This window comes from Photorhabdus temperata (genome assembly GCF_025384845.1).
GTDB lineage: Bacteria > Pseudomonadota > Gammaproteobacteria > Enterobacterales > Enterobacteriaceae > Photorhabdus > Photorhabdus temperata.
In genome coordinates, this window is sequence record NZ_JAJAFX010000015.1 from 48,714 (window position 1) to 61,343 (window position 12,630).

A 12,630-nucleotide genomic window follows, 5' to 3' on the forward strand; every position below is an offset into this window, starting at 1 on the left:
GATACTCACGTGGATTAATGTATACTCACTGGATATACATAGAGATATTTATGGAGGCATATAAATGCGCACCCAAGCAATTTTGCAAAAATGGGGAAATAGCATTGCTCTGCGGCTATCAGGAAATCTTAAAACAATACCCAATTTTGAAGCAGGTGATGCAGTAGACATTGAGATCAGTGAACAAGGATTAGTTATTCAAAAAGCCGTCAAGAAACGATTGACTGAGTCTGACTTATTAAATGGCTTATCTGCTTATACTGCTCACGCTGACGAACTGGCAACTCCAAATGACAAGGAGCTCAATTATTAATGTTCGTTCCTAGACGTGGTGATATTTGCTGGCTTGATTTCGAACCAACAAAAGGCAAAGAAATTGGTAAATATCGCCCAACACTCATACTTTCACATGAAACTTATAATCGACTGACTGGACTGGTTATCTGTTGCCCTATTAGCACAAGTATAAGAGGAGCACCTACAGAAGTACCTGTCACCAATCTGGAACAGCGCTGCATCGTGGCAACAACTTTGATCCAAACTCTGGACTGGCGGCAACGCAAGGTAAAATTTATCACAAAGTCAGAACCCAGACTTTACGATGAAGTTCTGCTAAAACTGATTCCTCTCATTGGTGGTGAACATCTGCTTCCTTAATCTCTTCCACGGATAAGATAAATTATTTTACCCATCCCCGCCCTCCCTGATTAAAACCATTCAAAGCGGGGAAATGAATCGAATTTATTGCTTCAATGACTTATCACGCTTAACAGATTCAATTGAAGACTCAATATATTGTTCTTCAGGACGAATAATACTAATCAAGCGGAAAATCAGACTCATACCAATACCCACAATAGTTGCCAGCGCCATACCTTTAAGTTCAGCAACGCCAATACTTATTTTCGCGCCACTGACACCAATAATAAGAATAACGGAGGTCAGAATTAGATTCTGTGCTTTATTGTAATCCACTTTGGAATCAATCAGCACCCGAATACCTGATGCTCCGATAACCCCATAAAGCAACAGAGAAACACCGCCCATGACCGGAACAGGCACGGCTTGAATTGCTGCCGCCAGTTTACCAACACAGGAGAGCAGAATCGCCAATACCGCCGCGCCACCAATAACCCAGGTGCTGTAAACTTTGGTAATTGCCATCACACCAATATTTTCACCATAAGTCGTATTAGGGGTTGAACCAAAGAAACCGGAAATCACAGTTGAAAAACCATTCGCGAACATAGAACGATATAAACCGGGTTCTTTCAACAAATCTCTCTTCACAATATTTGCCGTAACAACCAAATGACCAACATGTTCCGCGATGACAACCAGTGCCGCAGGCAGGATCATCATTATGGCAAACCATTCAAAACGGGGCGTGTAGAAAGTTGGCAATGCAAACCACGGTGCTTCACGCACGGGTGTCAAGTCAACCTCTCCCAACAGGAATGCCAGCGCGTAACCCACCAACACCCCAATCAGAATCGGAATGATAGCCAGAAATCCACGGAACATTACGGAGCCAAGAACAGTAACCGCCAGTGTGACCAGCGAAATTGTCAGCGTCGTTGGATTAACATCAGCGCCTTCTGCCGGACGCAAACCGGCCATATCAGCCGCAACACCTGCAAGTTCCAGCCCGATAACCGCAACAATCGCCCCCATTGCCGCAGGTGGAAACAGCACATTAATCCAGCCTCGTCCCGCCACTTTGACAATCAATGAAACCAGGCAGAACAGCACACCACACAGGATAAAACCGCCCAACGCTAATTCATACCCCAGTGGCAACAACAATAAAACCGGTGAAATAAATGCGAAACTCGATCCCAAATACGCCGGAATTTTTCCCTTACAGATAATCAGATATAACAATGTACCAATTCCGTTAAATAGCAGAATCGTCGCCGGGTTGACTTTAAACAGAATCGGCACCAATACCGTTGCACCAAACATAGCAAAAAGATGTTGGAAGCTCAGTGGAATGGTCTGTAAAAGTGAAGGCCGCTCATCTACCCCAATAGTGCGACGGGTCATTTGTTTATCCTCTTCATATTATCGCATCACGAACCAAAAAAAAGCCGACTCAAAAGTCGGCTAACTTATTATTTTGTACCAAATATTTTATCGCCTGCATCCCCCAGGCCGGGCACAATGTACCCCTGTTCATTGAGTCTCTCATCAATAGAAGCGGTATACAGTTCTACATCAGGATGGGCTTTTTCCAGTGCAGCAATACCTTCAGGCGCCGCAACCAAAACCAGAACTTTAATCGACTGACAGCTTGCTTTTTTCAGTAAATCAATAGTTGCAATCATGGAACCGCCGGTCGCCAGCATGGGATCAACTACCAGCGCCAGACGTTCATCAATATTAGAAGCAAGTTTCTGGAAATAAGGGACCGGTTCTAACGTATGTTCATCGCGATACACACCTACGACACTGATCCGGGCACTTGGTACGTTCTCCAATACGCCATCCATCATACCCAATCCCGCACGCAGAATAGGCACAACGGTTATTTTCTTACCTTTAATCTGCTCAACAGCTACTGGGCCACACCAGCCATCAATAGTGACCTTTTCAGTTTCTAAATCAGCGGTGGCTTCATAAGTCAGAAGGCTTCCGACTTCTGCGGCCAGTTCACGAAAGCGTTTGGTGCTGATATCATTCGCTCGCATCAGGCCGAGTTTATGTTTAACAAGTGGGTGGTTCACCTCAACGATCTTCATGGACTTCTCCTACTGTATTGTCAAGTCGCCGGCAGACAAAAAATCGCGAGATTATACCGCTTTTTAACCATAACACCACTACCAATCTGTTGATTTTAATCAAACGCACGGCTTTTCTCCTATAACGGAGATCCTGCATAAGAGTCTCGCAAACGTTTGCTTAGGCTGCTAGAATTGTCAAAGTTCTATCTTAATTTATCAAATGCAACTGCCTTGAGGGCTTCTCAGTGACCAACAAAACCTCTCTCAGCTATAAAGATGCCGGTGTAGATATCGATGCGGGTAATGCCTTGGTAGACCGTATCAAAGGTGTTGTAAAACAGACTCGTCGTCCAGAAGTCATGGGCGGTTTAGGTGGATTTGGCGCTTTATGTGCATTACCGCAAAAATACCGCGAACCTATTCTGGTTTCCGGTACCGACGGTGTGGGTACCAAACTGCGTCTGGCGATGGATCTCAAACGCCATGACACTATCGGCATTGATTTAGTTGCAATGTGCGTCAACGACCTGGTTGTCCAGGGCGCAGAACCCCTGTTCTTCCTTGATTATTATGCAACCGGAAAACTGGATGTTGATACCGCCGCCAGCGTTATCACCGGTATCGCGGAAGGTTGTAAATTATCCGGCTGTGCTCTAGTTGGTGGTGAAACTGCGGAAATGCCGGGGATGTATCATGGTGAAGATTATGATGTTGCCGGTTTCTGTGTTGGTGTTGTTGAAAAATCAGAAATCATTGATGGCAGTAAAGTTCAGGCTGGTGATGCCCTGATTGCTCTCGCCGCCAGTGGCCCTCATTCAAACGGCTATTCTCTGATACGCAAAATTCTGGCCGTCAGCAACACAGATCCAGAAACAACCGAGCTTGAAAGCAAATCACTGGCAGATCACCTGCTCGCCCCGACAAAAATTTATGTGAAATCCCTTTTATCCCTGATTGAGCACGTTGATGTTCACGCAATTGCTCATCTGACCGGCGGCGGTTTCTGGGAAAATATTCCACGTGTCCTGCCTGAAAATACCCAGGCACAAATTAATGAATCCAGTTGGCAATGGCCGGCAATATTTAACTGGCTGCAACAAACCGGTAATGTCAGCCGTCATGAAATGTACCGTACATTCAACTGTGGTGTCGGGATGGTCATTGCATTACCACAAACAGCCGTTGAACAAGCGCTTGAATTACTCAACGCCGCCGGTGAAAAAGCCTGGCAAATCGGTACCATCGCCACACAGAAAGAGAACGAACAACAGGTTGTTATTCAATGAAAAACATCGTTGTATTGATCTCCGGCAACGGCAGCAATCTCCAGGCGGTGATTGACGCCTGCCAGCAGAACAAAATCAGTGGGCAAATTTGTGCGGTATTCAGTAATACCGCTAATGCTTACGGTCTGCTACGGGCTAAACAGGCGGAAATTCCCGCCCATGTCGTCAGCCCGAAAAACTATGCGGATCGTCAGACTTATGATCAAGCACTGAAACACGCCATCGATCAGTATCAACCCGATTTAGTCGTTCTCGCAGGTTATATGCGTATTCTGACGCCGGATTTTGTTCAGCACTACTTTGGTCGCCTGCTAAACATTCACCCTTCTCTATTGCCAAAATATCCCGGCCTGCATACTCACCGCAAGGCAATGGAAAATGGCGATACAGAACACGGCACCTCCGTTCATTTTGTGACAGAAGAGCTGGATGGCGGCCCGGTGATCCTGCAAGCCAAAGTTCCCATTTTTGCAAATGACCAGGAAAGTGAGGTTATTAAACGGGTCCAAACTCAGGAGCACGATATCTACCCATTAGTTATCAACTGGTTTGTCGAAGGACGCCTGAGCATGGTTAATGGCAAAGCCCATCTGGATGGGAATATTCTTCCTCCACAAGGCTATGCCGCAGAATAATCTATTTATTCACCCCTAATTACAGTGCTGTGGTAATATACCCGGCACTGCGAACTATTATTAATAATACTCTCTTATTTATTAAAAACCGAGGTATCAAATGTCTGGTGGTTCTCATTCTCCACCTGTCAGGTTACGCCCCCTTGAGCGGGAAGATCTGCCTTTTATCCATCAATTAGATAACAACGCCAGCGTCATGCGTTACTGGTTCGAAGAGCCTTATGAAGCTTTCGTTGAACTAAGCGATCTCTACGACAAACATATTCACGATCAGAACGAGCGCCGGTTTATTATCGCGAGTTCTGATGCCAAAGTTGGGCTGGTTGAATTAGTCGAAATCGACTACATCCATCGCCGGGCAGAATTTCAGATCATTATCGATCCGGCATATCAGGGCCAGGGCCATGCAACCAAAGCGGCAGAACTGGCGATGGAATACGCATTTTCTGTGCTTAATCTGTATAAACTCTACCTGATTGTCGATAAGGAGAACAGTAAAGCCATTCATATCTATAGTAAGCTGGGTTTCTACACTGAGGGCGAATTAATAGATGAATTCTTTATTAACGGCTGTTACCGCACAGCAATTCGCATGTGTGTATTCCAACATCAATACTTCGCGTCCAAGGCAGATAAAAAGGCCTGAACCCATCATGACAGACGAGGTTATAACAACAGGCCACGACTAATAACACTCAAAATTTCAACACATTCACCTCAACACCTGGAGTAACAATGTCCCAAGACAGGCTCTATACCGAGAAAGAACTGAGTTGGTTATCCTTCAACGAACGTGTGCTTCAGGAAGCGGCGGATAAGAGCAACCCATTGATAGAACGGATGCGGTTCCTGGGTATTTACTCCAATAATCTGGACGAATTCTACAAAGTTCGTTTTGCTGATGTGAAACGGCGGATACTGATTAATGAAGCGCGGGGATCCGCCACCAGTTCCCGACATGTACTGAAAAAGATTCAATCCAAAGTCGCTAAAACCGATCATGAATTTGATGTGCTCTATAATGAGTTACTGCTGGAAATGGCCCGCAATCAAATTTTCCTGATCAATGAACGGCAAATTTCACCGAATCAACAAATCTGGTTACGCCAATATTTTCGTCAACATCTGCGGCCCCATATCACGCCAATCCTGATTAATCCGGAAACGAATCTGGTTGAATTTCTGAAAGATGACTACACTTATCTGGCGGTTGAAATTGTCCACGGCCAGAATATCCAATATGCATTACTGGAGATTCCGTCGGATAAGGTACCACGTTTTGTTAATTTGCCGCCTGAAATGCCACGCCGCCGCAAGTCAATGATCCTGCTGGACAATATTCTGCGCTACTGTCTTGATGAAATTTTCAAAGGTTTCTTTGACTATGATTCACTAAATGCCTATTCAATGAAAATGACCCGTGATTCTGAATATGATTTAGCAACAGAGATGGAATCAAGCCTGCTCGAATTGATGTCATCCACCCTGAAACAACGGCTGACTGCGGAACCGGTAAGATTCGTTTATCAGAGAGAAATGCCGGATGAAATGGTGGAATTACTGCGTAGCAAGCTCGGCTTGTCAAATGACGACTCGGTGATCGCCGGCGGACGCTATCACAACTTTAAAGATTTCATTAAATTTCCCAATGAGGGAAAGAAAAACCTGCTGAACAGACCCTTGCCGAGATTACGGCACACTTGGTTTGATAATTTTCGCAATGGTTTTGATGCTATTCGTGAACAGGATGTTCTGCTCTATTATCCCTATCACACCTTTGAACACGTACTGGAATTACTGCGCCAGGCTTCTTTTGACCCAAGCGTGCTTTCCATCAAGATCAATATTTATCGGGTAGCAAAAGACTCCCGCATTATTGAATCAATGATTCATGCTGCCCATAACGGTAAAAAAATTACCGTTGTTGTTGAATTGCAGGCACGATTTGATGAAGAAGCCAATATTCATTGGGCTAAGCGGCTGACCGAAGCAGGTGTGCATGTTATTTTCTCGGCACCGGGGCTAAAGATCCACGCAAAACTGTTTTTTATTTCCCGTCTGGAAGGCGAAGAAATTGTTCGCTATGCCCATATTGGTACAGGTAACTTTAATGAAAAAACAGCGCGTCTCTATACCGACTATTCCCTGCTGACAGCCAATCCGCAAATTACCAACGAAGTCCGTCGGGTATTCAACTTTATTGAAAACCCCTATCGCCCGGTCAACTTTGAAAACCTGATGGTTTCGCCACAAAATTCCCGCGCGATGCTCAACCAGCTTATTTCTCAGGAAATAGCAAACGCCAAAGCAGATAAACCCGCTGGCATTACGTTAAAAATCAATAACCTTGTTGATAAAGAGCTGGTGGACCGCCTGTATGACGCCTCAGAAGCCGGTGTAAAAATACGCCTGCTGATACGTGGTATGTGTTCACTGGTGCCCAATCAGCCAGGATTTAGCGAAAATATTCAAATCACCAGCATCGTTGACCGTTACCTCGAACATGATCGGGTTTATGTCTTTACCAATAACGGCGATGAAAAAGTCTTTCTCTCCTCTGCCGACTGGATGACCCGTAATATTGACTACCGGATTGAAGTTGCTGTCAGCCTGCTTGATCCACAATTGAAACAACGTGTACTGGATATTCTCGAACTACAATTCAACGATACGGTAAAAGCCCGTTACGTCGATAAAGAACTGAGCAACAGCTATGTGCCACGGGGCAATAAACGGAAAATCCGTGCACAACTGGCGATTTATGACTATATAAAAGCCCTCGAACAACCTGGACCAAGAGCCTAATTTATGCCGCTAACACACGATAAATCTACGCCGAGACCAATGGAAATTGCCGCTATCGATCTGGGTTCAAACAGTTTCCATATGATCATTGCACGAATCGTTAACGGCGCATTGCAGATCCTTGGCCGGTTAAAACAACATGTCTACCTTGCTTACGGTCTTAATCAAAAAAGCGAATTAAGCGAAGAAGCCATGGAGCGCGGTCTGGCTTGCCTTGCGCTGTTCGCTGAACGACTACAAGGATTTCCGGCAGATAACGTCTGCCTGGTCGGCACACACAGCTTACGTGAAGCCAGCAACGCCAAAGAATTCATCAGGCGGGCACAAGAAGTCATCCCCTATCCGATTGAAATTATTTCCGGCCACGAAGAAGCCCGCTTGATTTACATGGGCGTCGAACACACTCAGCCGGAACAAGATCGTAAGCTGGTGATTGATATTGGCGGTGGCTCTACTGAACTGGTGATCGGCGAAAATTTTGAACCCTTATTAATAGAAAGCCGCCGGATGGGATGCATCAGTTTTTCTCACCAATTCTTTTCCGACGGTGAAATCAGTGCGGAGAAATTCCGCAGAGCACGGCTTGAAGCAGCTCAAAAACTGGAGAACCTCTCATGGCAATACCGCATAAAAGGCTGGAACTCCGCGCTCGGCGCATCCGGGACAATCAAAGCCGTTTATGAGGTATTGGTCGCAATGGGAGAGAAGGATGGATTAATCACACCTGAACGGCTGGAAATGTTGGTCAAAGAGGTGCTCAAATTCAAAAAGTTTAAAACCCTCGACTTACCTGAATTATCCGATGATCGTAAACACGTTTTTGTTCCCGGCTTAGCTATCTTATGCGGTGTATTCGATGCCCTGCATATAAAAGAGTTACAGCTATCAGATGGCGCTCTGCGCGAAGGTGTTTTATATGAAATGGAAGGCCGTTTCCGCCACCAGGATATCCGCCGGAGAACGGCAAAAAGCCTGGCTGAACACTACAATATCGACAGAGAACAGGCAAAGCGTGTGCTCGATACCACTGAAGCACTTTACCAACAATGGGCCATCCAGAACCCAAAGCTGGTGCAGCCCCAACTCGAAGCGATTTTACACTGGGCGGCAATGCTGCACGAAGTTGGGCTGAGTATTAACTTAAGCGGATTACAGCGACACTCTGCTTATATTTTGCAAAACACCAACTTGCCAGGCTTTAATCAGGAACAACAATTACTGCTGGCAACACTGGTTCGCTGTCACCGCAAAACAATAAAACTGGATGATTTGCCAAGATTCAATCTATTTAAGAAAAAACAATATTTGCCATTAATTCAAATCCTGCGTCTGGCGACATTACTCAATAATCAACGTCAATCCACAACCACCCCTGAATCACTCAGACTGGTTACTGATGATGGTCATTGGGCACTCTATCTGCCTTACAATTACTTATCAGAAAACACCCTGATGCAACTTGATCTGGAAAAAGAGCAGGAATACTGGCATAACGTTACAGGTTGGCAATTAGAAATAGCAGAGGAATCAACATAGCGATTTAGCCCATGAAAAAAAAGAAGCGATCTCAAATTACTAAACTGGTTCTACTTATCAGCTTTCTGATTTTATTTGGCCGTTTCATTTATTCGTCCATAGCGGCATTAGATCATCATCAGCAAAGTAAGCAGACAACAACCGAGAAAAATGAAAATCATCAAATAAGATAACAAACAACAGCTTATTCTGGTGTTTGAGCAATATCAGATACAACCTATATTTACAATAAGCGGTGTAACTATTGCTAATCAATATACACAAAAGCTGGTGTATACTCACCAGCACCTTTTATGCATATGAATTTTGATTTTCATCGCTTAAAGTTAAGTCAAAATTCAATGTCCTTTACTAAAGCATTGTAATCAATAATTTTAACCTGTTTGTTCTTTGAAATAATGATCCCTTTCTCATTCAAGTTCTTAATAGCTCGATTTAATTGCCTAACTGAAACACCTAAAATAGAGGCCAAGTATTCTCTTTTCTCCAGTACAAGTACATCTCCATTTTTCTCCGCATCATGATAAAGAAACCTCTTTAAATTCTCTTCAACAGTTAAAAATGCGCCAGACTTCAATAAAGAAGACTCAAAAAGCTTATTACTAAGCTGCTTACAAACAAACCCGAGAAATCGGGTATCGGTTAACCCAAAAGTCTTCACCGTTTCTAATGGAATTGACAGGAACACTGACGGCTCCTGAACAGAAATAGTATTAATTATACTATTCCCCTGGGAATGAAAAAGCTCTAGATCTCCAACAAGAAAAAGCGGAGTGGCAAATGCAAAAACAGATAATTTACCGTCAGCATTATAAAATTCAACCTTCAACTTACCCTCAACCAGAATATAAAGATGAGTGAATTTTGATAACTGATGTGTAAGATAAGCGTTTTTCTTCCTTTCTACCACATCTAATTTTTCCATAAGTTTTGTTGAAAAAATTTCATCAAGATGATATTTATCAAAATAATATTTAAGTTTTTTCTCTTTATCCAGATGCATATTAAATTCACCATTTTTAGACGTCATTTCATGACTAAATATATTATAGCATTTACGACATCTCTATTTATCCTCTGTCGAGCTCTCTATGTCAATTATTCATTAAAAACATATAATATATTCAATAGACATTTATCCTATTTAATATAAAAATAGAACTTAATTTTCCACCATTACAATATCATTATTTCTTTTTCCAATCTACTCTTTAACTCCTTACTACAAAATGAGGCACGTAATGCATTCAAATTTGTTTCAATAAAATCACTATATTGCCAACCAAAATATCTATTAATCTTTAAATACTCTTCACATAAAGTTATATTTGCCACCGTTCTGGCATCTGTATTAATGCTAATATTTACCCCAATTTTCTTTAAAATATTAACCGGGTGGTTTTCATAAACATCATAAACATCATAAACATCGCAAACAATATTACATGTCGGGCATATTTCTAAATGTATATTTCTTTCTATAAGAGAATCAATAACACCTTGATTTTCAATGCTTCTTACTCCATGACCTATACGAGAAATATTTAACTTATTAATAGTTTCACACACACTTTCAGCCCCCTTTGCTTCTCCTGCGTGCGCAATAACATTTCCGCCATTTTCCAATACCATTCTAAATGCTTTCAAATGAGCATTAAGTGGATATCTTGCCTCATCAGCAGCAAGGTCAAGAGCAACAACACCATAATGAGAATATTTATTTACAAGATATGCTGTTCTCAAACTTTGATCTTCTGAAAAATGCCGTAAGGTACACAATATTAAACCTGCCTCTATACCATATTTAATCGACGAATTTTTCATTGCCACCAGAACAGTTTCAACAATATTACAGTCACTTAATCCCAGGCGAAGATGAAGTAAAGGGGCGAATCTAATTTCAGCATAGACTATATTATCTTTCTTTAATTGTATAAAAAGATCTTCTACAGCATCAGCTATCACATTCTTTTTTTGCAACATATCTAATGAAGGACCTATTTTACTTAGAAAATCGCCTAAATCATGGCATTTTTCAGGCGCGATATACTTTTCGCGAAACAATATTGGGCTAATATCAGGAATATATTTTTTAATAAAATGATAACTCAACCCCGTATCAAGATGCGTATGTAATTCGATTTTTTTCAGCAAAGCAGGATTAAAACTCATATTTTATCCTCCTATATTATTATAATTCACGATAACAGTGTAAACAGTTTATGCTTAAATGCACTGCCTTTGATTTGCGTAATAACCGTCATATTATGAGGTTTATTGAGAAGATGAGTTGAATCAATCACTAAATGCCCATATGAACGTTCACTTTGATATTCAACATAACCATATACCGCTAATTTATCTGCTATCATTTCATTCGGATACAGAGCAACCGCCATTGTTATGGGATCAGGCAAATCAAACCCTTTTCTATTACACCTTTCTATATTGAATTCGATCAGCGTTTTATTACATCTCACTGCAAACTGACCAAGATCACTTAAGGAACTTAATTTATCCATATCAGATTCATTAATAAAAGCGTCTTCCATACCTAACTCCCATCCACAAGAAACAAGAGGCAATCCAGAGTTCAACACGATATGTGCCGCCTCAGCATCTGCATAAATATTGAATTCGGCTAAGGGGGTAATATTACCTGGTTTCAATCCAGCACCACCCATGATATAAACAGCTTTGACGAATTTATATAAATCAGGTTCTTTTAACACCGCCATCGCTAAATTTGTCAGTGGTCCCAAAGTGATTATTTCTATCTCACCAGGAAATTTTCTTACAATATCAATAATTGCATCCACTGCATGCTTAGCCTCTGATATTAATGAAGGTTCTGGCAAATTCATATCGCCCATGCCATCTTTCCCATGAATATGATATGAAGTATACTGTTCTCTAAATAGTGGTTTACTCATTCCCTCATATATCAGTGGAATATATGTTTCCGCTTTTTCGATAGTTATTAACGCATTTTTTTTGCACTGAACAATACCACAATTACCTGCAACAACGGTGATAGCTTCAATAAAAACTGAAGGCTCACGAAGCGCCATTAGCAATGCAACTGCATCATCGGAAGCCGTATCCGTATCGATAATTAAATGTCTCATAACATGCCTGTCTTATATAATTTCCCTTACATTAGGCGATAAATGACGCTAAAAAAAGGTCATATGACCTTTTTATGATATTGAAGAATAATAAGCATAGAGCTATATCAAGAGTGTGTGATCTATTCCACATTAATCCGATTCGAATAATTTGGAAAAATATCAATTAAATAACACGATATACACTAAATTATGACAAAAAATAGTCTAATGAAATGGATAATTAAAATTTTTCACGAAAACGATATCTCTCCAACCATATTGAAATATGAATTACATATTTATATTCATTCTATTTTCTCTGTGTTCTATAATCAGCCTGAATTTTATAAAAAAATAAAATATATCATTTAATAATGACAAGAAAATGTAAGTAACAAAGCTACCATCATTTACATAATTCTTGGAGCAGTCTCGAAAAAACTGACAAAAAACACCTCAATTTGCCTTAAAAAGCACTTCCTTGACATATTCTCCACACTTTCTCCATTTTTTAGCCTATCCTCACTGGCTAAAC

General features: G+C 41.6%; 12 protein-coding genes. 7 read left to right on the plus strand and 5 right to left on the minus strand.

The genetic code is table 11. From position 1 onward, the window contains the following. Window positions 1–64 precede the first annotated feature (64 nt). Both LGZ99_RS07895 and LGZ99_RS07900 read left to right on the plus strand, forming a co-directional pair. Window positions 65–313 (plus strand): AbrB/MazE/SpoVT family DNA-binding domain-containing protein, encoded by a 249-nt coding sequence (locus tag LGZ99_RS07895; protein WP_021325668.1) that lies wholly within the window; start codon window positions 65–67, stop codon window positions 311–313. Continuing rightward, window positions 313–657, plus strand: coding sequence for a type II toxin-antitoxin system PemK/MazF family toxin (locus LGZ99_RS07900; RefSeq protein WP_021325667.1), 345 nt, complete (start codon window positions 313–315; stop codon window positions 655–657). Before LGZ99_RS07895 ends, LGZ99_RS07900 begins: the two co-directional genes overlap by 1 nt. A gap of 84 nt (window positions 658–741) precedes the next feature. Here LGZ99_RS07900 and uraA read toward each other — a convergent pair whose 3' ends face one another. Both uraA and upp read right to left on the minus strand, forming a co-directional pair. After that, on the minus strand, window positions 742–2,046 hold the full coding sequence (gene uraA / locus LGZ99_RS07905; RefSeq protein WP_036840570.1) for a uracil permease: 1,305 nt from the start codon (window positions 2,044–2,046) through the stop codon (window positions 742–744). A gap of 68 nt (window positions 2,047–2,114) precedes the next feature. Further along, complete coding sequence (upp, locus tag LGZ99_RS07910; RefSeq protein WP_021325665.1) at window positions 2,115–2,741, minus strand: uracil phosphoribosyltransferase; 627 nt, start codon at window positions 2,739–2,741, stop codon at window positions 2,115–2,117. A 227-nt stretch (window positions 2,742–2,968) separates the two neighbouring features. Here upp and purM point away from each other — a divergent pair, with 227 nt between their 5' ends. From purM to ppx, 5 genes are all read left to right on the plus strand, one after another. Beyond that, window positions 2,969–4,009 (plus strand): phosphoribosylformylglycinamidine cyclo-ligase, encoded by a 1,041-nt coding sequence (gene purM / locus LGZ99_RS07915; protein WP_021325664.1) that lies wholly within the window; start codon window positions 2,969–2,971, stop codon window positions 4,007–4,009. Beyond that, a complete protein-coding gene (gene purN, locus LGZ99_RS07920; RefSeq protein WP_021325663.1) occupies window positions 4,006–4,644 on the plus strand; it encodes a phosphoribosylglycinamide formyltransferase in 639 nt (212 codons plus the stop codon). The genes purM and purN overlap by 4 nt, the downstream gene beginning before the upstream one ends. Window positions 4,645–4,744: 100 nt before the next feature. Continuing rightward, entirely contained in the window at window positions 4,745–5,290 is a 546-nt protein-coding gene (speG, locus tag LGZ99_RS07925) for a spermidine N1-acetyltransferase (protein ID WP_023044812.1), read from the plus strand. An 89-nt stretch (window positions 5,291–5,379) separates the two neighbouring features. Beyond that, entirely contained in the window at window positions 5,380–7,449 is a 2,070-nt protein-coding gene (gene ppk1, locus LGZ99_RS07930) for a polyphosphate kinase 1 (protein WP_021325661.1), read from the plus strand. A gap of 3 nt (window positions 7,450–7,452) precedes the next feature. Next, window positions 7,453–8,985, plus strand: coding sequence for an exopolyphosphatase (gene ppx, locus LGZ99_RS07935; protein ID WP_036840567.1), 1,533 nt, complete (start codon window positions 7,453–7,455; stop codon window positions 8,983–8,985). A 331-nt stretch (window positions 8,986–9,316) separates the two neighbouring features. On the opposite strand, the gene LGZ99_RS07940 is transcribed toward ppx, so the two are convergent. The 3 genes from LGZ99_RS07940 to LGZ99_RS07950 all read right to left on the minus strand — a co-directional run bounded on the left by LGZ99_RS07940 (window position 9,317) and on the right by LGZ99_RS07950 (window position 12,113). Beyond that, window positions 9,317–9,988: a Crp/Fnr family transcriptional regulator gene (locus LGZ99_RS07940; RefSeq protein ID WP_036840565.1), complete on the minus strand. Its 672-nt coding sequence runs from the start codon at window positions 9,986–9,988 to the stop codon at window positions 9,317–9,319. 173 nt (window positions 9,989–10,161) lie between these two features. After that, window positions 10,162–11,157 carry an adenosine deaminase gene (gene add, locus LGZ99_RS07945; RefSeq protein WP_036840563.1) on the minus strand — a complete coding sequence of 332 codons (996 nt, stop codon included), beginning with the start codon at window positions 11,155–11,157 and terminating at the stop codon, window positions 10,162–10,164. Between the two features lie 26 nt (window positions 11,158–11,183). Beyond that, window positions 11,184–12,113 carry a nucleoside hydrolase gene (locus tag LGZ99_RS07950; protein ID WP_036840562.1) on the minus strand — a complete coding sequence of 310 codons (930 nt, stop codon included), beginning with the start codon at window positions 12,111–12,113 and terminating at the stop codon, window positions 11,184–11,186. Window positions 12,114–12,630: the final 517 nt, after the last annotated feature.